The organism is Streptomyces alanosinicus (genome assembly GCF_014650595.1).
GTDB classification, from domain to species: domain Bacteria; phylum Actinomycetota; class Actinomycetes; order Streptomycetales; family Streptomycetaceae; genus Streptomyces; species Streptomyces alanosinicus.
In genome coordinates, this window is the sequence record NZ_BMVG01000001.1 from 101,364 (window position 1) to 123,897 (window position 22,534).

General features: G+C 71.8%; 20 protein-coding genes and 2 pseudogenes. 8 read left to right on the plus strand and 14 right to left on the minus strand.

Translation table 11 applies throughout. The features are described from left to right. Positions 1-8 precede the first annotated feature (8 nt). On the minus strand, positions 9-1,997 hold the full coding sequence (locus IE277_RS00460; RefSeq protein ID WP_189947349.1) for an FUSC family protein: 1,989 nt from the start codon (positions 1,995-1,997) through the stop codon (positions 9-11). A 270-nt stretch (positions 1,998-2,267) separates the two neighbouring features. Between IE277_RS00460 and IE277_RS00465 the strand changes: the two genes are divergently transcribed. Together IE277_RS00465 and IE277_RS49385 are read left to right on the plus strand one after the other, a co-directional pair. Continuing rightward, complete coding sequence (locus IE277_RS00465) at positions 2,268-2,687, plus strand: RidA family protein (protein ID WP_189947351.1); 420 nt, start codon at positions 2,268-2,270, stop codon at positions 2,685-2,687. A 103-nt stretch (positions 2,688-2,790) separates the two neighbouring features. Next, positions 2,791-2,958 (plus strand): annotated as a pseudogene (locus tag IE277_RS49385) (GNAT family N-acetyltransferase); the annotation flags it as partial. A gap of 7 nt (positions 2,959-2,965) precedes the next feature. On the opposite strand, the gene IE277_RS00475 reads toward IE277_RS49385, so the two are convergent. After that, entirely contained in the window at positions 2,966-3,688 is a 723-nt protein-coding gene (locus IE277_RS00475) for an aspartate/glutamate racemase family protein (RefSeq protein ID WP_189947352.1), read from the minus strand. A 5-nt stretch (positions 3,689-3,693) separates the two neighbouring features. Next, positions 3,694-5,154: an NCS1 family nucleobase:cation symporter-1 gene (locus IE277_RS00480; protein ID WP_189947355.1), complete on the minus strand. Its 1,461-nt coding sequence runs from the start codon at positions 5,152-5,154 to the stop codon at positions 3,694-3,696. A gap of 124 nt (positions 5,155-5,278) precedes the next feature. Between IE277_RS00480 and IE277_RS00485 the strand changes: the two genes are divergently transcribed. After that, entirely contained in the window at positions 5,279-5,983 is a 705-nt protein-coding gene (locus tag IE277_RS00485) for a GntR family transcriptional regulator (protein WP_189947358.1), read from the plus strand. Between the two features lie 35 nt (positions 5,984-6,018). On the opposite strand, the pseudogene IE277_RS00490 reads toward IE277_RS00485, so the two are convergent. After that, positions 6,019-6,708 (minus strand): annotated as a pseudogene (locus tag IE277_RS00490) (uracil-DNA glycosylase); the annotation flags it as partial. Between the two features lie 243 nt (positions 6,709-6,951). Between IE277_RS00490 and IE277_RS00495 the strand changes: the two are divergent. Beyond that, entirely contained in the window at positions 6,952-7,701 is a 750-nt protein-coding gene (locus tag IE277_RS00495; RefSeq protein ID WP_189947359.1) for an RNA-binding S4 domain-containing protein, read from the plus strand. 130 nt (positions 7,702-7,831) lie between these two features. On the opposite strand, the gene IE277_RS00500 is transcribed toward IE277_RS00495, so the two are convergent. The 3 genes from IE277_RS00500 to IE277_RS00510 form a co-directional block, all read right to left on the minus strand. Continuing rightward, positions 7,832-8,290 carry a DoxX family protein gene (locus IE277_RS00500; protein ID WP_189947361.1) on the minus strand — a complete coding sequence of 153 codons (459 nt, stop codon included), beginning with the start codon at positions 8,288-8,290 and terminating at the stop codon, positions 7,832-7,834. Between the two features lie 104 nt (positions 8,291-8,394). Continuing rightward, a complete protein-coding gene (locus IE277_RS00505; RefSeq protein WP_229880424.1) occupies positions 8,395-9,090 on the minus strand; it encodes a class I SAM-dependent methyltransferase in 696 nt (231 codons plus the stop codon). 90 nt (positions 9,091-9,180) lie between these two features. Further along, complete coding sequence (locus IE277_RS00510; protein ID WP_189947362.1) at positions 9,181-10,107, minus strand: acyltransferase domain-containing protein; 927 nt, start codon at positions 10,105-10,107, stop codon at positions 9,181-9,183. Positions 10,108-10,282: 175 nt separating this feature from the next. Here IE277_RS00510 and IE277_RS00515 point away from each other — a divergent pair, with 175 nt between their 5' ends. After that, entirely contained in the window at positions 10,283-10,579 is a 297-nt protein-coding gene (locus IE277_RS00515; RefSeq protein WP_189947364.1) for a DUF6343 family protein, read from the plus strand. 70 nt (positions 10,580-10,649) lie between these two features. Here IE277_RS00515 and IE277_RS00520 read toward each other — a convergent pair whose 3' ends face one another. The 3 genes from IE277_RS00520 to IE277_RS00530 are packed head-to-tail and all read right to left on the minus strand — an operon-like array spanning position 10,650 to position 12,685. Beyond that, positions 10,650-11,030, minus strand: a complete 381-nt coding sequence (locus tag IE277_RS00520; RefSeq protein WP_189947365.1) for a tetratricopeptide repeat protein — start codon at positions 11,028-11,030, stop codon at positions 10,650-10,652. A 50-nt stretch (positions 11,031-11,080) separates the two neighbouring features. After that, the gene (coaE, locus tag IE277_RS00525) at positions 11,081-11,701 is read right to left on the minus strand and encodes a dephospho-CoA kinase (protein ID WP_189947368.1); all 621 of its coding nucleotides are present in this window, start codon (positions 11,699-11,701) and stop codon (positions 11,081-11,083) included. A 45-nt stretch (positions 11,702-11,746) separates the two neighbouring features. Then, entirely contained in the window at positions 11,747-12,685 is a 939-nt protein-coding gene (locus IE277_RS00530; RefSeq protein ID WP_189947370.1) for a PAC2 family protein, read from the minus strand. A gap of 251 nt (positions 12,686-12,936) precedes the next feature. Between IE277_RS00530 and IE277_RS00535 the strand changes: the two genes are divergently transcribed. After that, positions 12,937-13,899: a right-handed parallel beta-helix repeat-containing protein gene (locus tag IE277_RS00535; protein ID WP_189947372.1), complete on the plus strand. Its 963-nt coding sequence runs from the start codon at positions 12,937-12,939 to the stop codon at positions 13,897-13,899. Positions 13,900-14,078: 179 nt separating this feature from the next. Here the strand turns inward: IE277_RS00535 and rpsA are convergent, their stop codons facing one another. Beyond that, on the minus strand, positions 14,079-15,572 hold the full coding sequence (rpsA, locus tag IE277_RS00540; protein WP_189947373.1) for a 30S ribosomal protein S1: 1,494 nt from the start codon (positions 15,570-15,572) through the stop codon (positions 14,079-14,081). Positions 15,573-15,947: 375 nt separating this feature from the next. Here rpsA and IE277_RS00545 point away from each other — a divergent pair, with 375 nt between their 5' ends. Together IE277_RS00545 and hrpB are read left to right on the plus strand one after the other, a co-directional pair. Continuing rightward, positions 15,948-16,784, plus strand: a complete 837-nt coding sequence (locus IE277_RS00545; RefSeq protein WP_189949138.1) for a class I SAM-dependent methyltransferase — start codon at positions 15,948-15,950, stop codon at positions 16,782-16,784. Between the two features lie 17 nt (positions 16,785-16,801). Then, positions 16,802-19,327 (plus strand): ATP-dependent helicase HrpB, encoded by a 2,526-nt coding sequence (gene hrpB, locus IE277_RS00550; protein ID WP_189947375.1) that lies wholly within the window; start codon positions 16,802-16,804, stop codon positions 19,325-19,327. Here hrpB and pgfA read toward each other — a convergent pair. The 3 genes from pgfA to IE277_RS00565 all read right to left on the minus strand — a co-directional run bounded on the left by pgfA (position 19,317) and on the right by IE277_RS00565 (position 22,451). Continuing rightward, on the minus strand, positions 19,317-20,309 hold the full coding sequence (gene pgfA / locus IE277_RS00555) for a cell envelope lipid trafficking protein PgfA (RefSeq protein WP_189947377.1): 993 nt from the start codon (positions 20,307-20,309) through the stop codon (positions 19,317-19,319). The two genes, hrpB and pgfA, sit on opposite strands and share 11 nt — an antisense overlap. A gap of 28 nt (positions 20,310-20,337) precedes the next feature. Beyond that, positions 20,338-20,472, minus strand: coding sequence for an SPW_0924 family protein (locus IE277_RS00560; protein WP_189947379.1), 135 nt, complete (start codon positions 20,470-20,472; stop codon positions 20,338-20,340). 170 nt (positions 20,473-20,642) lie between these two features. After that, the gene (locus IE277_RS00565; RefSeq protein ID WP_189947381.1) at positions 20,643-22,451 is read right to left on the minus strand and encodes a lytic transglycosylase domain-containing protein; all 1,809 of its coding nucleotides are present in this window, start codon (positions 22,449-22,451) and stop codon (positions 20,643-20,645) included. Positions 22,452-22,534 lie beyond the last annotated feature (83 nt).

Below are 22,534 nucleotides of genomic sequence, written 5' to 3' on the forward strand. Positions count from 1 at the left end.
CCGTACGGCTACGCGGCGGCCGGCAGCGGTACCTCGACTCCTTGGGTCTCCAACTCCCTCAGCGCTTGGCGCAATTGTGCGAGGTGCCGGGGCGTGAGCCGGCCGGTGTCGTCGAGGTGGACGGCGCAGGCCGTGGTCGTGTCGACAAGTCGCTCCAGGACGTCGGCGACGGCAGCGGTGCCCGCGGTGTGCCGGGCGAGCGCGGGCAGTTCGGCAGCGGCGAGCGCGATGGCGGTACGGGCTTCGGCGAGGGTGCGGTAGGCCTCCCGGCGCAGCGCCCAGCGCTCGGCGTGGTTGTGGGACACGCCGGACACGCCGGACGACCCGGACGCGCTGACCTCGCCGGGCTCGGCGGACTCGCCGGACTCGCCGAGGAGGTTGCCGGGCTCGCCGAGGAGGTTGCCGGATTCACCGGCTCGGCCGCCGGACTCGCCGAGCACGTGTACGAGATAGGCGTGCGCGGCGCCTCCGGCCGCCGCGAGCCGCGCCCGTACCCCGCCGCCGCGCTCCCCCGGCATCGGCAGATGCCCGACGACCAGCACGAGCGCGCAGGCCAGCAGGGTCTCGCCGATCCGGCTGACGGAGGCCTGCGGCTCGCCGCCGGCCATGACCAGGGCGAGGACGAGGACGGTGACGACGGCGGTCTGCGCGGCGAAGTGCCGGGTGGCGACCGGAACGAGCGCCCCGCAGACCGCGACCAGCGCGATGAGCCCGGCGGGCCGGGGCAGCAGCGCGGCGAACCCGGCGAACACCAGGGCGCCCAGCACGGTCCCGGCGGCCCGGCACAGCACCCGGGAGGCGAGCGGCCCGAGATCGGGTTTGACGAGGAAGACGGCGGTGGCGGGCAGCCAGTACCAGTGCTGGTGCTGGCCGTACCAGCGGGTGTGGTGCAGCGCCTGGGCGATGGCGGCGCTGGCCCCGAAGCAGAGCGCGACGCGCAGCCCGTACTCACGGCCGCCGGTGCCGAGCGCGGCGCGCAGGGCGTCCTTGGCGCCGCGGCGCCGGGCGAACAACCGCTGTCGCGCGCCGTCCGCCCGGTCGAAGGTCTCGGCGGCCCGCAACAGGGCGTCGTCCAGGGCGCGCAGGGCGGGAAGGGAGCGGCTGGGTGCGGGCAGCGGCCCGGTGCCGGTGTTGCCGCGGACGGCGGCCGCGAGTCGTCGGGGCCCGGTCGCGGCCCGCGCCGCGACCGGCTCCGCCGCCCAGAACAGGGCGGTGGCGGCCTCGGCGAGGGGCAGGGCGGCCATGTACTGGGCGTGCAGCCGGCGCTCGGCGGCGGAGCCGGCGTACCGGCGCAGCCGGGGCCCGGCGAGTGCGTCCTGGGCGTGGTCGAGTGCGGCGGTGAGCGCGGCCCGCCGCGTGGTGGCGTGCGTCCCGCCCACGGCCTCGACCAGGTCGGCGACGGCGTCGTACACGTCCGCGACCGCCGCCCGTTCCCCGTCGAACCGGAAGTCGCCGGCGAGCGAACCGGGCGTGGGCAGGGCGAGCCGCAGCAGGAGCAGCCACCCGGCTCCGGTGAGAAAGGCGAGCGCCCGCAGCAGGCCGTTCTCCGCCGCCGGCATCCCGGCGCCGAGCGCGGCCCCGACGAGCAACTGCGTCCCCGCGGCGGAGGCGACGGGTCCGACCGCGCTGACTCCGCCGGCGACCAGCCCGAGCCCGGTGAGCACCAGGGTGAGCGGTACGCCGGCCAGCCCCTGCCCGGCGTACGTGCCCACGAGCAGCCCGAGGGCGCCGGCCGACGCGGGCACCCCGAGCCGTTTGACGGAGGCCCGCCGGCTGCCGGGCCGGTCGTTGATGCCGGCGAGCATCGCGGCGATCGCGGCGAGCACCCCGAGCGGCGTCCGCCCGGCCAGCACACCGCCGAGCAGCAGCGGCCCCGCGGCGAGAGCGCCCCGGATCACCGCGCCCCAGGGAACGGGGCCGCGCTGGGCGCGCAGGGCGTGGTCGAGCCAGAGAGGTGCGGTGGGTGCGGCGGGCCAGGACACGGGGCTCCTGTTCATACGAGGGCGGGGTGGGCCTTCGGACGACGGTGGCCGGATGGGCTGTGCCTCGACGGTCGGGCGGGTCCAACAGTAGGCCGGGTTCACCGAGCAAACACGGCGATCACGTTTCCGGCAGGTGAAAGATGCCTGGGAGGCCTGGGTTCTTTATGAACGCAATGCGCGTCGCACCCGTACGGCCATAGGGGGTGCCGAGAATTCAGATGCGGGCAGGGCAGAGAGGCACCGATCATGGGGAAGTCGTCCACAGTCGTCGCAGGAGCCGCCCGCATGATCCGACGTGTGACCGTTCCAGGCCTCTTCCCTCCGCCCGCCTATGCACACGCCTCGGTGGTGGAAGCGGGCACGAGGCTCGCCTTCCTCGCCGGGGCCGTGCCGCTCGACGAGAAGGGGGAGATCGTCGGTCCGGGCGACCCCGTGCGGCAGGCCGAGCAGGTGATCGCCAATCTCCGACGGCAACTGGGCGCCGTCGGGAGCGACTTGGCGCATGTGATCGTGACCGAGGTGTACGTGGTGAGCGGTGAGCCCTCGGTGCTGTCCGCCGTGTGGGAGGTCGTCCAGGCCTCGGGGCTGAGCACGGGTCCGCACTCGTCCACACTGCTCGGCGTCGCCTGCCTCGGTTACCCCGGGCAGCTGGTGGAGATCACGGCCACGGCCGTCGTACCGGAGCCGGCGGGGGAAGCGGAGTAACCGGTGCCGGACGAGGTCGTGCTGCGCCGGGCCGTGGCGGCGGCCGCGCGCGCCGCCGCCGATGTGTATCTGCGGTCCTTCGGCACGGCCCTGCCCACCGTCGGCCAAGGAGCGCAGCCCGGGCGGGCTGAGCCTGTGGACCTTCCAGGTCAACAAGCCCGCCCACCGTTTCTACGAGCGGCACGGATTCACGGCCGTCGAGTCCACCGACGGGAGCGGGAACGAGGAGCGGGAGCCGGACGTGCGGTACGTCTGGCGGCCACCGCGGTGATCACGGCTCACCGCGCCGGCCGGCCCCACCTCCTCCCCTTGGGCAGGGGCTTCTCGTAGCTGCCCGCCCGGCTGGTGGCCAGGCCCAGGGCGACCAGGGACTCGGCGAGCTTGACCGCCGCCGCGACCCCGTCGACCACCGGCAGCCCGAGCTTCTCCCCCACCGCCCGTTGCAGTCCCGTCATCCCGGCGCAGCCGAGGACGAGCACCTCGGCGCCGGCGTCACGGGCCCGCTCGGCCGCCGCCAGGAACGCGGACTCGGTGCGGCCGGGATCGTCGGCGAGGTCGAGGACACCGAGCCCGGTGCCGACGACGGCGGCGCAGTTGCGCGCCACGCCGGCCGTCTCCAGGCTGTCCTCGATCTGACCGCGGGAGCGGTCGAGGGTGGTGACGACGCCGTAGCGGCGGCCGAGAAGACAGGCGAGGTGGGCGGCGGCCTCGGTGATGTCGACGACAGGGACGTCCACCAACTCCCGTACGCCTTCCCGGCCGTGTTCGCCGAAGCCGGCCAGGACGACGGCGTCGTAGCGGGGACCGTCGTAGGTGCGCAGTGTGTCGAGGACGGCGGCGGCGGAGAGATAGCTGTCGAGCCAGCCCTCGGCGGACGCCGGGCCCCAGGCGGGGGTCAGACCGGTCACGGTGGTGCCCGCTGCGGCGGCGGAGCGCGCGCCGAGGACGATCTCGTCGGTCATCTTCCGTGTGGTGTTGCAGTTGGTGACGATGATCCGCAACGCCGTCAGACCTCCTCCGCCGTGCGGTCCGTCCGCTCCCGGCGGCTCAGCAGCGCGTACAGGGCGGCGCCGAGTGCCGTGCCGATGAACCAGGAGTACGGCGCCACATCGCTGAAGCTCTTCACCAGGGCCAGTACGGCGGCGACCGCGGCGGCGGGCAGGAACGCCCACAGTGCCTTCGGGTTCACGCCCCCGCGGTAGTGGTACGGGGTGCCCGGCCGGGCGTCGAGCAGCGCCTCGACGTCGACCTTGCCGCGCTTGACCCAGTAGTAGTCGATCATGATCACGCCGAACAGCGGGCCCAGGAACGCGCCGAGGCCGCCGAGGAAGTAGTTGACGACGGTCGGATCGGAGAAGAGGTTCCAGGGGGTGACGACCAGCGCGGCGACCGTGCTGATCATGCCGCCGATCTTGAAGGTGATCTTCTGCGGCCAGACGTTGGCCAGGTCGTACGCCGGTGAGACGAAGTTGGCGACGATGTTGACGCCCATGGTCGCCACCGCGAAGGCGAGCGCGGCCACGACCAGCACCCAGGTGTTGCCCACCCTGGCGACCAGTTCCGCCGGGTCGGTGATGGCCCGCCCGAACGCCTTCAGCGAACCGGCCGTGACGATCACCGATACGACGACGAAGGCGGTGGAATTGATGGGCAGGCCCCAGAAGTTGCCGCGCCGGACGGTCCGGTAGTCGGGTGCGAAGCGGGAGAAGTCGCAGAAGTTGAGCATCAGCGTGCCGTAGGTGGCGAGGATGAGGCCGATCGCGCCGAACCACTGCCGCCACTGCTCGCCCGTGGACACGGGGTGCGGGGTGGCGGTGAGCGAGATGCTCCAGTGGGCCTTGGCCAGCACCCAGACCGCCAGTGCGATCATCACCAGCCAGATCACCGGGCCGCAGAAGTCCTGGAACTTGCGCACCGCTTCCATGCCCTGGCTGATGATCACCCACTGGAGCAGCCAGAGCGAGACGAAGGAGATCCAGCCGAGCGCGTCCAGGCCGAGGAAGGAGTGATGGGTGAGGGAGGCGAGGCCGGGCCAGGCCGCCAGCAGCATCACATTGACGGCGACGGAGGCCAGATAGGTCTGGATGCCGTACCACATGATGGCGATCACGGCCCTGATCAGCGCGGGGACGTTGGCGCCCCAGACGCCGAAGCTGATTCGGCTGACCACGGGGAACGGCACGCCGTGGCGCTGGCCGATGCGGCCCATCCGGTTCATGCCGACGTAGATGAGCACGAAGCCGACGAGCAGGGCCGTGAAGACCTGCCACACGTTCATGCCGAGGACCAGCAGACCGGCGGCGAAGGTGTAGTTGCCGAGGTTGTGGACGTCGGACATCCACAGGGCGAAGAGGTCGAAGACCTTCCAGTTCCGCTCCTCGGCGGGGGCGAGGTCCTCGTTGACGAGGCGGGGGTCGGGGACGAACACGGTGGCGCCGGCGGCTTCGGCGCGGTCAGCGAGGGACATGGGACCTCCTGGACGGCCTTTGGTATACCAAACTGCCGATATGGTGCCGTCGTCAAGCGTTCGGACCGATGTCGTTGCCGTTACGGCCCCGTAAAAGTCGCCCCGTGTCGGCGAAGATGGGCCCATGACGAAGATCGAGCCCCTGGGCGCGGTGCGCGAGCGGGTCCTGGCGAGCCTGCGGGAGGACATCATCGCCGGGCACCTGGGGCCGGGTGACCGGCTCGTCGAACGGGAGCTGGCCGAGCGGTTCGGTGTCTCGCGGGTGCCGGTGCGGGAGGCGATCCGCGCGCTGGTCGCCGAGGGCTTCGTCCACTTCGAGTCGGCCCGCCGCACGGTCGTACGCCGGCTGACCCCGACCGACGTCCGGGAACTCTTCGAGCTGCGCGAGGCGTTGGAGGTGTACGCGGCGGGGCTGGCGGCGTCCCGCGTGACACCCGAGGCCCTGGCTGAGCTGCGCGAGCTGCTGGAGCAGGCCGCGCGGGCGACGAGGGAGGGCGATGCCGAGGCGATCACGGACATCAACACCCGCTTTCACGACCGCATCCGCGCCCTGGCCGGCAACAGCCTGCTGATCTCGGTCATGGAGCCGGTCGACGGCCGCCTTCGCTGGCTCACGAGACGGAACGAGGAATGGCCCCAACTCCTCGCCGAACACCGCGAGTTGTACGAGGCGATCGCCTCCGGCGACCCCGACCGGGCCCGCGCCCACGCACTCGGCCACGTCCGCGCCACCTACCGCTCGACGGTACGGCACCTGTTCGGAGCGGACCCGGCCGATGCCGACGGCGAAGGGGGCGGAGGCGGAGGTGAACCGGCCGGTGATGGGTGAAGGAGCGGGCGTCGGCTCCTGAGGGACGGCTGTCGCAGCCCGGCCGCGTCCGCCGCCGCGCTCAGCACCGCACGGAGCATCTCCGGGGTGAGCCGGCCCGTGAAGGTGTTGCGCTGGCTGACATGGAAGCAGCCGAAGAGGTCGAGTCCGTCGAGGGGGACCCGGGTGCCGTGGGCGAAGGCCGGGCGGGGCCGGGGCACCGCCCAGCCCGCCTCGGCGAACGCGGGCAGCGCGGCCTGCCAGCCGAAGGCGCCGAGGACGAGCGCGGCTCTCAGCGTCGGGCGCAGCAGCCTCAGCTCCTGGACCAGCCAGAGGCGGCAGGTGTCGCGCTCACCGGGGGTCGGCTTGTTGGCGGGCGGGGCGCAGTGCACGGGCGCGGTGACGCGGACGCCGTACAGTTCCAGCCCGTCATCGGCGCTGACGGAGGTGGGCTGCGAGGCGAGCCCCACGTCGTACAGCGCCTGGTAGAGCACGTCTCCGGAACGGTCACCGGTGAACATCCGGCCGGTGCGGTTGCCGCCGTGCGCGGCGGGGGCGAGTCCGATGATCACCAGCCGGGCGTCGGCCGGACCGAAGCCGGGCACCGGCCGCCCCCAGTACGTCCAGTCGGCGAACGCCGCCCGTTTCGTACGGGCCACCTCCTCGCGCCACTCGACCAGCCGGGGGCAGGCCCGGCAGCCCGCGACACACCGGTCGAGCCGGGTGAGAGCGCTGCGGTCGTCCATACGGCCACCGTATGCCCGGCCGAGCCCGGCAAACGCCTGGTGCGCCGAAGGGACTCCTCAGGTGAGCGCGGCCGCGTAGGCCGCGTACGTCCCGACGAACGCACACATCGCCACCACCGTGTTGCGTAGCTCCGACAGAGCCTCCTCCACCAAGCCGACCGACCTCCACGCGGCCGCGCCGCCCGCGCCCAGCCCCGGGAAAACCCCTCCGGTCCATCCGGCCGAGGGCGTTAAGGTCGGGGCATGGCTTCCGAGGATGCGGGCGAGAACGTGAACCGTGACACCGGCGGACCGGACGGGCCCCGCCCCGCCCAGGATGCGCAGGACGCCCGGACCGCCCACGATGCCCGGACCGCCCAGGACGCTCAGGGCTCCGCCGCCTCCGCCGACCAGCCCGTCGACCCGAAGGTCGCCGCCGCGGTGGCCGCCGCCGAGGCCGCGGGGCCGGCCAATGGCGAGACGGTCCGGATCGACAGCTGGATCTGGGCCGTACGTCTGATCAAGACGCGTTCCCTGGGCGCCACCGCCTGCCGGGGCGGCCATGTCCATGTGAACGGCGAGCGAGTGAAGCCCGCCTACTCCGTGCGCATCGGAGACGAGGTGCGTCTGAGGCACGAGGGCCGCGAGCGGATCGTGATCGTCAAGCGGCTGATCCGCAAGCGGGTCGGCGCCCCCGTGGCCACCCAGTGCTACATCGACAATTCGCCTCCGCCGCCGCCCCGCGAGCCCGTCGCCCCTGTCGGTCTCCGCGACCCGGGCACCGGCCGCCCCACCAAGCGCGACCGCCGCGAAATGGAACGCCTGCGCAGCCTCGGGGGTCCGGGCGGCCCTGGCGGCTTCGGTGCCTTCGGCGGTCCCGCAAGCCCCGGCGGCTTCGCCGGGCTCGGCAGGCCCGGTGGATCCACCGGCCGGGGCGGCTCCGGGCCAGGCGGGCGCGGTGGATCCACCGGCACCGGCAAGCGCCGCGGCCCCGGGTCCGCCGGGCACGGCTGAGCCACGTCCAGCGGCATCGGCGGCTGCACGCCCAGCGGGCTACACGCCCGGCAGGACCAACTGATCCATGTCCGGTGCCGTCGGCCAGGTCCCCGCGCCCGGCCGGCGGCACCGGTGCCGCGGACCAGGGTCACCGCCGCCGCACCAGCCGCAGCAGTTCCCCGTTGTGCCCGCGCCGGGCCCAGGCGATCAGGGCGAGCGGCACCATCAGGATGAGCGGTGTCGCTGCGTTCTGGCCGTCGAAGACCGTGAGCTGCACGATGAACGCTCCCACCATGAGCGCGCTGAGCGCGGTCGCCGCCACGGACTGCAGGACCGGTATCAACAGCGCGACGGCTCCGGCGAGTTCGAGCGCGCCGATGGTGTACATGGCCCCGCTGCCCCAGCCGATCTTGTCGAAGGCCTCGACGGCCGTGGGGTGCGCGATGAGCTTGGGCAACGCGCTGGCGATGCCGTAGAACAGCGCGAGCAGCACCTGCACGGACCGCAGTGCGATCCGGGCCGCGCGCCTCCTGCGGCCGAGAGAGCCGGTGGAGGCGACGGAAGCGCCAGCAGCGGTGGGGGCGACGGAGGCGGTGGTCTCGGACATGTGGGTCTCCTGGGGGAAGCGGTGCCGATTGCTTACACCGAGGTAGACCCGGCATGGCCCGGGAACTCATCGCTCTTCGGCCGCCCGATGCGAGAGCGTCGCCGCTATGACGTGCGCACCGCCCGCACCCATGTGCCGTCCGGTGTCAGATAGGCGTCCACCTCCAGTCCCGCTTCCTCCAGTGCCGATTCGAACTGCTCCTTGGTCAGGGGACGGGCGAGGAACGTCTGGGTCCAGACCACGTCCGGGAAGACATACTCCGCGCGGACGGAGTTCACCCCGTCCCCTGCGGGCTCCACCGAGGCGATCCGTATGGTGAAGCCGTTCGGGTCGACGCGCTCCCTGGGCACATTCGTGTGGTAGTCCTCGCCCTCCCGCTGGATGAGGACACAGCCGCCGTCCGCCACATGCCGAGCGCAGGTGCGCAGCATGCCCTGGCGGACTTCCTCGTCGCCGTTGTGCACGAGGAACGACGCGAGCATCACCACGTCGAACGTCTCGCCGCCCATGTCCAGGTCCTCGATGGAGCTGCACAGCGTGCGCGCCCCGCGGACCCGGTTCAGCATGTCGGCGGACTCGTCCACCGCCGTGACCGTGAAGCCTCGCTCCAGCAGGGGGTGGGTCATGCGGCCCACTCCGCTGCCCAGCTCCAGGATGTGCGCCCCGGCGGGCACCGCCGCGGCGATGATGTCGGGCTCGTCGCCCACCGACAGGCGCTCGTACAGCTCGACCGCGCAGCCGTCCGGGGTGATCGCACCGGGTCCCGTGCCCTCGTATCCCTCACGCATTTCGACTGTCATGCCCGAACAACGGCTGGTCTCCGCACACCCGTTCCCGTCCGACATCGGTTCACTCGTTCGAGGTACTTCGCGGCATCGTGTCAACCACAGCTATGCACCAGGATTCGGCTCGGTCCGGAACGGGAACCACCCGTGCCCGATGAACCAGTGGCCGCCCGCCCGCAGATGATCCCCCACGGCCCGCTCCACGGACGTACGGCGCGGCAGCTCTGCGACCGGCAGACCGGGGTCGCCGAAGACGAACTGGACGGGTTCGGTGTCGGCCGGTTCGGTGTCCTCGCGGGCGGTGCGGAACCGTTCCTGGAAGCGGATGATGTTGGAGTCGGCCGGCAGATACCGCTTCAACTGCGGGTCGAGCAGCCAGGAATGGCACAACGCGGCCACCGGCCGCTCCTCGGGGAAGTGCCGGGCGAAGAACTCGCGGGCCAGGGCCAGGGAGCGGTCGCAGGCGGCCGGGGTCAGCGGGCCGTAGAAGTCGGGGATGTGGAGGTTCAGACAGGGCGTGCCGGGGGCGGCGTCCAGTCCCGCCGCCGCGAGGACAGGCCCGGTCCGCTGCCCGAGCCGCGCCCGCTCGAACTGGAGCCGGCCCAGCTGGTACAGCTCGCCTCGGAAATGACGGACGAGCCAGCGCCGCGCGTGGACGCCGGTCGTGCCGTGCCGTCTGCGGTGCACCGCCATGTGTCGGCCCAGATCGGCCAGGGTTCGCCGGGAGATCTCGGGCGGGATGCCGCGTTCCCGGTGCCGGGCGAGCGTGCGCGGCACCGCGGCGAGGAAGACGTACGCGGCGAAGATGTCGCTCAGCTCGGCCGGCGCCGCGTCGAAGAGTCCGGCCAGGTCGGGGGTGCGGCCGGTCTCGCCCGGGTCGCGGAACAGCTCCTCGACGCACTCCCGCAGGAGCCCCCGCGTGCGGGGATCGTCGGTCACGCCGTGCCGCCGGTTCACCAGTTCATTGATGTCCTCGTGCGGCACGGCCAGGTCGAGGAGCAGCTCGGGCAGGTCGTCGGCGTGCGGCAGCAATGGATCCCCCTTTGACGAACGGCGGCCGAGTCCGACGGCCGACGGGCCACGGGCAACAAGCCACGGGCCACCGGCTACGGGCTACGGGCTACGGGCTACGGGCTACGGGTACGGGCGAGCGCCGTTGATGAACGTCGTCACCGAAGAGTACGTTGCAGGGAGGAACGGTGATCCGATGCGTACGGGCAGTGAACCGGCGACCGCGCGCAGTGCTCTGCGGGCGCGGTTCTGGCTGTCCGTGTGGGGACTGGTCTGGGCGGTCTTCGGCACGGCGGCGTTCGCGCTCGTCGGGCGCCCCGGCTGGGCGGCGGCCTGCGGGGTGCTGTGGCTGGTGGCCACGGTCGACATGGCCGTGATCCTCAGACACATCCGGCAGGGCCCGCACTACCAGCCGGGCCGTGACATACCGCCGTACCGGCCGCCGGAGAGCGGACCGCCGTTCCCCGGGCCACCGAGGCACCGTCATCCGTAGACGACCGCCGCACGAAGACGCGCGGCGCTCAGCCGCCGAGGCGCCGTCGTCGACGCTCAGTCGTCGAAGCTCAGTCGTCGAAGCGAGCCGCCTGCAGGTACTCCGGGTTGGGGTCCAGCGCGGCCGCGAGGCGGAAATGGCGTTTTGCCTGGTCGGAACGGCCTTGGCGTTCATAGGTGCGGGCCAGGGCGAAGTGCGCGAACGCGTTGTCCGGCTCGCGTTCGAGCACGATCGTGAACTCCAGCTCGGCGGGGCGCAGTTGCGCGGCGGCGAAGAACGCACGCGCGCGGAGCAGCCGGGCCGCGGTGTTCTCGGGGTGCGCGGCGATGACGCCGTCGAGCAGCTTCACCGCGCCCCGCGGGTCCCGCGAGTTGAGCAGGTGCTCGGCTGCACGGAAGTCGATGACATGCGTCTCCGGAGAACGTCCGGTGGAACCGCTGATCTCGGGCACGGCAGAGTCCTTCCCTCGCTGCAGCCTTTCAACGCCCGCGAAGGGGGCCGCTATTCCGCGGAACCCTCGCGACCCTCGCGCGCCCGCCGTACCAGCTCCTCCCATACTTCGGTGACGCGCTTGCGCAGCGCTTCCAGAGGTACGTCGTTGTCGATCACGATGTCCGCGATCTTCCGGCGCTGCTCTCGGGTGGCCTGTGCGGCCATACGCGCGCGTGCGTCCTGCTCGGTCATGCCGCGCACCCGGACCAGCCGGTCGAGCTGGGTCTCGGGGCTCGCGTCCACGACGACCACGAGGTCGTAGAGCGGTGCCAGGCCGTTCTCGGTGAGGAGGGGAACGTCGTGGATCACGACGGAGCCGGCGGTCGCGGTCTCCTCCAGCTCGCGGGAGCGGGCACCCACCAGGGGGTGCACGATCGAGTTGAGGACGGCGAGTCTCTCGGGGTCGGCGAAGACGATCGAGCCGAGTCTGGGCCGGTCCAGGCTGCCGTCCGCGGTGAGGACGTCCGCACCGAAGGCCTCGACCACCGCGGCGAGGCCGGGGGTGCCCGGTGCCACGACCTCGCGCGCGATGCGGTCGGCGTCGATCAGCACCGCCCCGTGCTCCACGAGCAGCCGGGACACCTCGCTCTTGCCGGCGCCGATCCCGCCGGTCAGGCCCACTTTCAGCATGAGCGGTAGCCTAGGCCCTGCCACTGACAGCGGGACCGGCAGACGTCAGTTGTCGCCCTCCCGCTCCGCCAGGAAGCGCTCGAACTCGCGCCCGATCTCGTCGGCCGACGGGATCTCCACCGGTTCGGCGAGCATGTTGCCCCGGGTCTCGGCGCCCGCGACCGCGTCGTACTGATGCTCAAGTCCCTCGACGAGCGCGGTGAGTTCCTCGTCGCCTTCCTGGATCTGCCGGTCGATCTCGGTCTGGGTGCGGTGCGCCTCCGCGCGCAGCGAGTGCGCGACGCCCGGCAGGACCAGCCCGGTGGCGGCCGTGATGGCCTCCAGGACGGTCAGGGCGGCGTCCGGGTACAGCGAGCGGGCGATGTAGTGCGGGACGTGCGCGGCGACGCCCAGGACGTCGTGTCCGGCCTCCATCAGGCGGAACTCCACCAGCGACTCGGCGCTGCCGGGCACCTGGGCCTCCTCGAAGGGGCTGCGGTGACCGGGCACGAGGTCGCTGCGATTGCCGTGCGGGGTCAGGCCCACCGGACGGGTGTGCGGCACGCCCATGGGGATGCCGTGGAAGTTCACCGACAGACGGACACCGAGCCGCTCGACGATCTGCTGCACGGCCGCCGTGAAGCGCTCCCACTCCACGTCCGGCTCCGGACCGGACAGCAGCAGGAAGGGGGCGCCCGTGGCGTCCTGGACGAGGCGTACCTCGATGGCGGGCACCTCGTACTCGGTCCAGCGGTCCCGCTTGAACGTCAGCAGGGGCCGGCGGGCCCGGTAGTCGACGAGCCGGTCGTGGTCGAAACGGGCGACGAGCTGGTGGGGCAGCGAGTCGAGCAGCCGGTCGACGATCTGGTCCCCGGTCTCGCCCGCGTCGATGTATCCGTCGAAGTGGTAGAGCATGACAAGGCCGGCCGACTCCTGGGCGAGCGCCATGTCGACAACGGCGAGGCCCTTCGGCTCCCATGCGTACAAACCCTGCGGATCAAGCACTGTGACCGCTCCTCCTCGTGTTCGTCATGGACAACGCGCCCCGGAACGCGGGCATTCCCGAAACCGGTCACTGATCAGGGCCGTCACCTCAGGCGCCTTGACGCCCCGTCAGTTGGTCCGTACCTTCGCGAGAGGTTGTCGTTCATGTAGGCGCCCCAGATTCACATAGGAAACCAAGCGTGCCCGTACGGCGAGAACGACAGGCGACCGTACGACCGGCACGCGTACGGCTGGCACGACTGGAGGCATCCATGCGCACCCGCACGCTGCCCACCTCCCTGCTCGCCACGACCATCGCCACCGGCGGGCTGCTCCTCGCCACGCCGGTCGCGGCCTCCGCCGCCGCGACGGTCGAGGTGACGACCGCGGCCCAGCTGAAGACGGCGCTCGCCGGCGCACAGCCCGACGAGACGATCCGCCTCGCGGACGGCACCTACACGGGGAACTTCAAAGTGACCGCGCCGGGCACATCGTCGGCCCGCATCACCCTCGCCGGCTCCGCCGGGGCCGTACTCACCGCGGGCGGCGGCTACGGCCTGCATCTGAACGGCGCCTCCTACTGGACGGTCAGCGGGCTGACCGTGACCGGTGGCCAGAAAGGCATCATGATCGACGCGGCCAAGGGGGTGATCGTGGACGGCGTCACGGTCCACGGCCTCGCCATGGAAGGCGTGCATTTCCGTGACTCCAGCACGGACGGCGTGATCAGGAACTCTAAGATCTACGACACCGGCAACGACGGCAGCGGTATGGGCGAGGGCGTCTACGTGGGCACCGCGAACACCCTGTCCGACAAGAGCGACCGCATCCGGATCCTGGACAACACGATCGGCCCGGACGTGGGCGGCGAGAACGTCGACATCAAGGAGGGCACGACCGGCACGCAGGTCATCGGGAACACTTTCGACGGCAGCGGCCTGACCGGCGCCAACTACGACGACTCCTGGGTCGACGTGAAGGGCGACGGCGTCCTCGTCCAGGACAACACCGGCAAGAACACCAGCAACGACGGCTACCAGACCCGCACCCAACAGTCCGGCTGGGGCTGCGGCACGGTCTTCAAGGGCAACAAGTCGACTTTGGCGGGCGCGACCGGCGCGACGCGGCTCGCGATCAACGTCACCAACTTCAGCACGAGCTGCAAGACAACGGTCTACAGCAGCAACACGGTGACGGGCGGCAAGGGCCTGACGAACATCCCGGTCACTCCCTGAGGCCGACAGGGCAACCCTCTGGGGGCGCCGCGCTAGGGGCGCGGGGAACTGCGCGACAAGGCCACAGACGCCCCGCACCCGAAGAACGACTCGCAGTCCCCCAAAAACGTCTGAGGGGCCGCACCCCGAAAGGGTGCGGCCCCTCAGCCAGCTATCGGCTAAGCCTCAGCGGCAGCCGTTCAGCTCTGACCGCCGGCCAGCTTCTCGCGCAGCGCGGCAAGCGCCTCGTCCGAGGCCAGCGCACCGGAGGTGTCCGCGCCCTCGGAGGAGTACGAGCCGCCACCCGACGCGGCCGGAGCCGCAGCCTCGCCGCCCTCGGCCGCAGCAGCGGCGTCGGCCTCGCGGGACTTGATGACCTGCTGCTGGTGCTGCTCGAAGCGCTGCTGCGCCTCGGCGTACTGGTGCTCCCACGCCTCGCGCTGGGTCTCGTAGCCCTCGAGCCAGTCGTTGGTCTCGGGGTCGAAGCCCTCGGGGTAGATGTAGTTGCCCTGGTCGTCGTAGGACGCGGCCATGCCGTACAGGGTCGGGTCGAACTCGACCGAGGCCGGGTCGGCACCGAAGGACTCGTTGGCCTGCTTCAGCGAGAGGCTGATGCGACGACGCTCGAGGTCGATGTCGATGACCTTGACGAAGATCTCGTCGTTGACCTGGACGACCTGCTCCGGGATCTCCACGTGGCGCTCGGCCAGCTCGGAGATGTGGACCAGACCCTCGATGCCCTCGTCGACGCGGACGAACGCACCGAACGGAACCAGCTTCGTGACCTTACCGGGCACGACCTGGCCGATCTGGTGGGTGCGGGCGAACTGCTGCCACGGGTCTTCCTGGGTCGCCTTCAGCGACAGGGAGACACGCTCGCGGTCCATGTCGACGTCGAGAACCTCGACGGTGACCTCCTGGCCGACCTCGACAACCTCGGACGGGTGGTCGATGTGCTTCCAGGACAGCTCGGAGACGTGGACCAGACCGTCGACGCCACCCAGGTCCACGAAGGCACCGAAGTTGACGATCGATGAGACGACGCCGGAACGGACCTGACCCTTCTGGAGGGTCGTGAGGAACGTCTGGCGGACCTCGGACTGGGTCTGCTCCAGCCAGGCACGGCGGGACAGGACCACGTTGTTGCGGTTCTTGTCCAGCTCGATGATCTTGGCCTCGAGCTCCTTGCCCACGTAGGGCTGGAGGTCGCGGACGCGGCGCATCTCGACCAGGGAGGCCGGGAGGAAGCCACGGAGGCCGATGTCGAGGATGAGACCACCCTTGACGACCTCGATGACGGTACCGGTGACGATGCCGTCCTCTTCCTTGATCTTCTCGATGGTGCCCCAGGCACGCTCGTACTGGGCGCGCTTCTTCGAGAGGATCAGGCGGCCTTCCTTGTCCTCCTTCTGGAGAACAAGGGCTTCGATCTCGTCACCGACGGCGACGACCTCGTTCGGGTCGACGTCGTGCTTGATCGAGAGCTCGCGGCTCGGGATGACACCTTCGGTCTTGTAACCGATGTCGAGCAGGACCTCGTCCCGGTCGACCTTCACGATGACGCCGTCGACGATGTCGCCGTCGTTGAAGTACTTGATCGTCTCGTCGATCGCGGCGAGGAAGGCTTCCTCGTTACCGATGTCGTTGACCGCAACCTGCGGGGTGGTGGCGGTGGTCTCGGTGCTGCTCGTCATGTGGGAAAGGGCTCCGGTACGGACATTGAAGTCGTAGGTACTGCTTACGCCGGGAGCCCGTTTCGCTCTGCAGAAGCCGGACAGCCAAGGAAGCGCCACCTAATGGACACCGGGTGCCCGGTGGCGCCTCGAGAACCGAGGGGACATACAACAGATGCGAGCGCAGCCTGCTACGTCTGAGGTGCGCAGGCCCGCAGCGCAACTTGTAGCATACGGGGGCAGCCGGACAGGGTCAATGCGCGAAGGCGCACACCCGGGGCGGATCGCCGCATTTCCGGCAGAAGAAAACGTCCCTTGAGGCCACGCGGGCCTGTGGGACCGCTTCCGAGCCGGACCCCTGTACGGGTTGGACGGAAGAGTACGACGAGGGAGCCGATCATCCAAGAGCCGGAAGCACACGAGCCCGAAGGACCCGAGGCGTACGAGCCGGAGGCCACGCGACGTGATGCCGGCGTCGCGGAGAGCTCACGGGCCAATCGGGGCTGGTGGGACCGCAACGCGGACGAGTACCAGGTCGAGCACGGCACGTTCCTCGGCGACGACCGCTTCGTGTGGGGTCCCGAGGGACTGGACGAGGTGGAGGCCGAGCTGCTCGGCCCGCCGGAGGAGCTGAAGGGCAAGGACGTCCTGGAGATCGGCGCGGGCGCGGCGCAGTGCGCGCGCTGGCTGGCCGCCCAGGGCGCCCGCCCGGTGGCGCTGGACCTCTCGCACCGCCAGCTGCAGCACGCCCTGCGGATCGGCGGGTCGTTTCCGCTGGTCTGCGCGGACGCCGGCGCGCTGCCCTTCGCGGACGGCTCCTTCGACCTGGCCTGCTCGGCCTACGGGGCGCTGCCGTTCGTCGCCGACCCGCGGCTGGTGCTGCGCGAGGTGCGCCGGGTGCTCCGGCCGGGTGGCCGGTTCGTGTTCTCGGTGACGCATCCGATCCGCTGGGCGTTCCCGGACGAGCCGGGCCCCGAGGGCCTGTCGGTGTCCTCCTCCTACTTCGACCGCACTCCGTACGTGGAGCAGGACGAGGAGGGCCGCGCGGTCTACGTCGAGCACCACAGGACGCTCGGCGACCGCGTCCGGGACATCGCGGTGTCCGGTTTCCGGCTGGTGGATCTGGTCGAGCCCGAGTGGCCGTCCTGGAACACCTCGGAGTGGGGCGGCTGGTCGCCCCTGCGCGGCGGTCTGATCCCGGGCACGGCCGTCTTCGTGTGCGAGCGCGACTGAGCCACGACACTAGGGGCGTGATCCGTTACGACGCCCTGGACGCGCTGCCCGTGCGCTCCGCCCTGCCCGCCCTCACCGATGCCCTGGAGAGCGCCGGCACCGCCGTGCTGGTGGCGCCGCCCGGCACCGGCAAGACGACGCTGGTGCCGCTTGTGCTGGCGGGGCTGGTCGGGGACGGGCCGGCGCGGCGGGTCGTGGTGGCCGAGCCGCGGCGGATCGCGGCACGGGCGGCGGCCCGCCGGATGGCGTGGCTGCTGGGCGAGAAGCCCGGCGAGAGCGTGGGCTTCACGGTGCGCGGCGAACGGGCCGTGGGACGGTCCACGCGCGTGGAGGTCGTGACGACCGGCGTGCTGCTGCAGCGGCTACAACGCGACCAGGAGCTGCCGGGCGTCGACGCCGTCGTCCTCGACGAGTGCCACGAGCGGCATCTGGACGCCGACACGGCGGCCGCGTTCCTGTGGGACGTACGGCAGACGCTGCGGCCGGAGCTGCGGCTGGTGGCGGCGTCGGCGACGACGGACGCGGAGGGCTGGGCGCGGCTGCTGGGCGGGGCACCGGTGGTCGAGGCGACGGGCGTCGCGCACCCGGTGGAGGTGGTGTGGGCGCCTGCGGTGCGGCCGGTGCGGCCGCCGCACGGGATGCGGGTCGATCCGGCGCTGCTGGCGCACGTGGCCTCGGTGGTGCGGCGGGCGCTGGCCGAGCGGGCCGGGGACGTCCTGTGCTTCCTGCCCGGTGTGGGCGAGATCACGCGCGTGGCGGGCCGGCTCGGTGGGCTCGGTGACATCGATGTGCTCCAGGTGCACGGGCGGGCGCCGGCCGCCGTGCAGGACGCGGTGCTGGCGCCCGGGGCGCGCCGCCGGGTGGTGCTGGCGACCTCGGTGGCGGAGTCGTCCCTGACGGTGCCCGGGGTGCGGGTGGTGGTGGACTCGGGACTCGCGCGGGAGCCGCGGGTGGACCACGCGCGCGGGCTGAGCGGCCTGACGACGGTACGGGCCTCGCGGGCGGCCGGCCGGCAGCGGGCGGGACGCGCCGGGCGCGAGGCCCCGGGGACGGTGTACCGGTGCTGGACGGAGGCCGAGGACGGGCGTCTGCCGGCGTTTCCGGCGCCGGAGATCAGGGTGGCCGACCTGACCGCGTTCGCCCTGCAGACGGCCTGCTGGGGCGATCCGGACGCCTCCGGACTGGCACTGCTCGATCCGCCGCCGGGCGGGGCGATGGCGGCGGCGCGCTCCGTGCTGACAGCGGTGGGGGCGGTGGACTCCGCCGGGCGGGCCACGGAGGTCGGTGGGCGGCTGGCTCGGCTGGGTGTGCACCCTCGGCTGGGGCGGGCCTTGTTGGATACGGCTGGTGCGGGTGCCGAGGTTGTCGCTCTGCTCTCTGAAGAGGTGCCGCGGGACTACGGGGATGATCTTGCCGGTGCGCTGCGTCGCGCTCGGCGTGGGAGTGACGCCTATGCGGGGCGATGGGCTGCGGAAGTACGGCGGCTGCGGGCCGTCTCCCAGGAGGTTTCGCACCCGCCCGCCCGTGACTGTCGGACAGCAGGCGCCCCCGAGGCCGGGCCGGGCGCCGGTGATGAGCGGCTTGCCGGCCTCGTCGCCGGGCTCGCGTTCCCCGAGCGGGTTGCCAGGTTCGACGGTGGGTCGTACCTCATGGCCTCCGGGACTCGGGCCGAGCTGGTGGAGGGGTCCGCGTTGCGGGGTTCGCCGTGGATCGTCGTCGCCGTCGCCGACCGGCCCTCCGGGCAAGGACACGCGCGAGTGCTGCTCGGAGCCGCCGTTCACGAGGACGTGGCGCTCGGCGCCGCCGGACCTCTGCTCGCCGAACGGGACGAGGTGCACTGGGCCGGCGGGGACGTCGTGGCCCGGCATGTCGAGCGGCTCGGGGCCATCGAGCTGACCGTGCGGCCGCTGAAGAACGTCGAGCCGCCCCTCGTACGCACGGCCCTCCTGGACGGGCTGCGGCAGGAAGGGCTCGGGCTGCTGCGGTGGACGCCCGACGCCGAGTCGCTTCGGCAGCGGCTGGCGTTTGTACGGGCGCGTCTCGGGGAGCCGTGGCCGGATGTGTCCGACGATGCGCTGCACGCGCGCGTGGACGAGTGGCTGGAACCGGAGCTGAGCCGGGCACGGCACCGGGCGGATCTCGGCCGGATCGACGCCGGGCAGACGCTCGCGCGGTTGCTGCCCTGGGCGAGCGGGGAGGCCGACCGGCTGGACGAACTGGCGCCGGAGCGGATCACCGTACCGAGCGGGTCCAGGATCCGGATCGACTATCGGGATCCGGAGCGGCCGGTGCTCGCGGTGAAGCTGCAGGAGATGTTCGGGCTGGCGCGGACGCCGGCGGTGGCGGGGGTGCCGCTGCTCGTTCATCTGCTCTCGCCCGCCGGGCGGCCCGCCGCCGTCACCGCCGACCTCGCCTCCTTCTGGAAGGACGGCTACAAGGGCGTACGCGCGGAGCTGCGCGGGCGGTATCCGAAGCATCCGTGGCCCGAGGACCCGGCGACCGCCGAGCCCACCCGGCACACCAGCGCGCGCCTCAGGCGCTGACCGGTTCGGGTTCTGTGGCCTGAGTCGGGGTCGGGTCCTGGGGGCGGCGTGCGCGGGCTTCCAGGTACAGGGCGAGGGCGAGGAGCAGCAGACCCGCGGCCAGGGAGCCCCAGGGGACGTAGGAGGTGAGCGTCAGGACCAGGGTGCGGTTGTGCTTGACCAGGGCGACCGTGTGCTCGATGTAGTCCTCGCGCATCTTCACGTCCCCGGCGAACGCCGTGACCTTGGCGCGGCCGCCGAGCAGGGTGCCGCCGCGCAGTTCCTCCTGGTGGAGTTCCTCGCCGTAGACGGGTGCGCCGGTGACCGGTTCGACCCAGAACCTGCGGACCGTGCTGTACCAGCGGGTCGTGCCCGTCCTGGCGACCGTCTCCGGTGTGATGCCCTGGACGGGCATCGTCTTCGGCATGGGGACCTTGGTCCAGGGGATGGTCTGTTCGAAGTAGTAGACCTTCAGGCCGCGGAAGGTCTGTGTGCCCTTGTAGTGGATGGGGCCGGTGGTGCGGGTCTGCGCGTCGAAGTATTCGTAGTCGCGTTTTTGTGTCAGGAAGGGCCATTTGAACTCGATGCCCTGGCGGGTGACGGGGTCGCCGTCGACCATCTCGCCGGTGGCGTGCACGGGGTCCTGGCTGTGGGCGTCGAAGATGTAGCGCTCGGGGACGCGGGAGACCATCTTGCCGTCGGGGCCCTGGACGTAGGAGAGGCTGTCCCAGACCACGACCGGCCGTCCCGCCGTCTTCTCGATCTTCTTGGCCGCCTCCACGTTGCCTTTGAGGGTCTGCACGATGGTGACCTTGGAGACCTTCCTCGCGTGCAACGAGCCGTAGTCGAGGAGGGTGGCGCCCTTGGCCTCCAGGACCATGTCCTGGTACTGGTTCGCGGGGATCCTGGCCAGGCGCGGGAAGGCGTACCAGCGCATGAGCGGGGCCAGCGCCGCGCAGAAGACGGCGCAGGCGAGCAGGACCAGGCTTGCCTTGCGGCGCATGGAAGGCCTCCCTCCCGGACGGGCGCGGCTACGGGTGCGAGGGCACGGTCGACAGCAGCGGCTCGGGGGACGTCCGGCCCGACGGCGTACCCATGGCGGTCATCGCCAGGACCAGGGCGAGCGCGAGGGCGAGACCGGTCGCTGCGGCGATCAGAGCGCGCATACGGGCCTCCCGACGGGGTTCCTGACGTTCGTTGCCCTGACGATTCCTGATGGAGCGTCAGGTCCGGGCACCGTAGCAACGGGCGGGTGAGATGAGAACAGCGGTGCACGGACGAACGAGGGCGCCCTCCCCGCCGGTGCGGGGAGGGCGCCCTGCCAGTGCGTGTGGTGTCAGGAGGAGGACGAGGCGGACGGACTCGGCGACGCGCTCGTGGAGGGGTCCGTGGAGCCGCTCGCCGAGGGGCTCGGCGTCGGGGTCGCCGAGGTGTCGTCGGGGGCGACGTTCAACTCGACGGTGAGCGTCTTGCCCCCGGCGGTGGTGATCCGCAGCAGGAAGGTGCCGGTGGTGTCGTCCGCGTACAGCTTCGGCAGCGTCAGCAGGCCCTTGGCGTCCGTCCGCAGGTCGGTGAGGGTGCGGACGGGCTTGCCCTTCTTGTCCTTGAAGTAGGGGCCCTTGTCGTTCTCCGTGGTGTCGAGAGGCGACTTGATCAGGGTGGCGGTGGCCGCGACCTTGTCCGCGACGGCACCCTTGTACGTCGCCTTCACCTGGACCCGGTCGGCGAACTCGCCGCCCGGGGTGCAGGTCAGCGGGGTGTCACTGGTGCGGGTCAAAGTGTCGGCGACGCGCTCGGTGACGGTGGCGGCGTAGTCGACGCCCTTGACCTTGCGGCCCACGACGGTGGCGGTGACCTTGAAGTCGCCGGTCTTCTCACCCGCCTGGAGCGCCGGGGCGAGGGCTACGCCCTTGGCGTCGGTGACGACCGTGGCCACGCTCTCGCCGCCGGCGAAGGTGGCGTCGGTGTCACCGCTGATCGTGAACCTGATCCGCACCTTGGCGACCGTCTTGTCGGCCTTGGTCTCGGCGCGGGTGCCGATCCGCTCGGCGAAGTCGTGGCCGGCCATCGCGGTGAGCGTGGCGGTGTCCGCGTCGTGCAGATGGTCCACCGTGTCGGTGGGGGTGTGCGGGGTCGTCGGCGGGACGGGCGGCTTGGGGTGCTTCGGGGGCTTCGGGCTGGGGTCCCCGCTCCCGCCACCGGGCTTGCCCGTCTTGCCGGGCTTCGGCGCCGGCTTCTTGCCGGGCTTGGTCTTCGGCGGGTCCGAGGGCTTTGCGGACGGAGTGCCCGGGGTGCCGTCGTCGCTGCGGTGTCCGGGCAGGCCGCCGGTGCCGTCGGGCACGGAGTGGATGCCCTTGCGGTAGTACTCCAGCCACGACAGGACGGTGTTCAGATAGTCCTGCGAGTCGTTGTAGCTGAGGATCGCGCTGTGCAGGTCGCCCTCGCGCGCGAGGTCCCAGCCGTTGCGGCACAGGTAGTGACCGGCGGCGAGAGCGGCGTCGTAGACGTTGTTGGGGTCTTTCTTGCCGTCGCCGTTGCCGTCCCGGCCGGCCCAGGCCCAGGTCGACGGGATGAACTGCATGGGCCCGACGGCCTGGTCGTACTCGGTGTTGCCGTCGTACTCGCCGTGGTCGGTGTCCTTGATGAGCGCGAAGCCGTTGCCGTCGAGCGCCGGGCCCAGGATGGGGCCGAGCGTGGTGCCGTGGGCATCGACGGCACCGCCGCGGGCCTGGTCCGACTCGACCTTGCCGATGGCGGCGAGCAGTTGCCAGGGCAGGTTGCAGCCGGGCTTGCCGGCGCGCAGTTCGGCCTCGGCCCTCTTGTAGGCGTCGAGGACCGTGGCCGGTATGCCGGCCTCGGCGTCGCCCTGCGCCACGGGGGTGCCGGCGGTCGGCGAGGGGCTGGGCTTGGGACTGTTGAGCGGCGGCAGGTCCGTGTAGTACGGCGAGTTGCCGGTGGCGTTGCCGTCGGAGGTCGCGTCGGGAACCTCGGGAGCCGGGGTGGCGGCGCCGGCCGTCGCCGGTCTGGCCTGGTCCTCACCGGTCGCGCCCGGAGCCTGGGACGCGGACAGGGCCGCGACCGCCGCCGCGGCCACGGCGGTCGTCGCCGCCCCCTTGCGCAGCCGCCTTCCGAAATGCGCCGCCATCGAAGAACCCCTCCCGTGGACGCCCCGCGCCCGCCTCCGTCGAACTGCCTCGTTCTGGTGTGACGGTTGACCCGGTGCTCCGG

Excerpts from the sequence above, each read along its gene's own strand:
- IE277_RS00460 (WP_189947349.1), bottom strand. The coding sequence starts at position 1,997 with ATGAACAGGAGCCCCGTGTCCTGGCCCGCCGCACCCACCGCACCTCTC.
- IE277_RS00465 (WP_189947351.1), top strand. The coding sequence starts at position 2,268 with ATGATCCGACGTGTGACCGTTCCAGGCCTCTTCCCTCCGCCCGCCTAT.
- IE277_RS00480 (WP_189947355.1), bottom strand. The coding sequence starts at position 5,154 with ATGTCCCTCGCTGACCGCGCCGAAGCCGCCGGCGCCACCGTGTTCGTC.
- IE277_RS00485 (WP_189947358.1), top strand. The coding sequence starts at position 5,279 with ATGACGAAGATCGAGCCCCTGGGCGCGGTGCGCGAGCGGGTCCTGGCG.
- IE277_RS00495 (WP_189947359.1), top strand. The coding sequence starts at position 6,952 with ATGGCTTCCGAGGATGCGGGCGAGAACGTGAACCGTGACACCGGCGGA.
- IE277_RS00500 (WP_189947361.1), bottom strand. The coding sequence starts at position 8,290 with ATGTCCGAGACCACCGCCTCCGTCGCCCCCACCGCTGCTGGCGCTTCC.
- IE277_RS00505 (WP_229880424.1), bottom strand. The coding sequence starts at position 9,090 with ATGACAGTCGAAATGCGTGAGGGATACGAGGGCACGGGACCCGGTGCG.
- IE277_RS00515 (WP_189947364.1), top strand. The coding sequence starts at position 10,283 with ATGCGTACGGGCAGTGAACCGGCGACCGCGCGCAGTGCTCTGCGGGCG.
- coaE (WP_189947368.1), bottom strand. The coding sequence starts at position 11,701 with ATGCTGAAAGTGGGCCTGACCGGCGGGATCGGCGCCGGCAAGAGCGAG.
- IE277_RS00535 (WP_189947372.1), top strand. The coding sequence starts at position 12,937 with ATGCGCACCCGCACGCTGCCCACCTCCCTGCTCGCCACGACCATCGCC.
- rpsA (WP_189947373.1), bottom strand. The coding sequence starts at position 15,572 with ATGACGAGCAGCACCGAGACCACCGCCACCACCCCGCAGGTTGCGGTC.
- pgfA (WP_189947377.1), bottom strand. The coding sequence starts at position 20,309 with ATGCGCCGCAAGGCAAGCCTGGTCCTGCTCGCCTGCGCCGTCTTCTGC.
- IE277_RS00560 (WP_189947379.1), bottom strand. The coding sequence starts at position 20,472 with ATGCGCGCTCTGATCGCCGCAGCGACCGGTCTCGCCCTCGCGCTCGCC.
- IE277_RS00565 (WP_189947381.1), bottom strand. The coding sequence starts at position 22,451 with ATGGCGGCGCATTTCGGAAGGCGGCTGCGCAAGGGGGCGGCGACGACC.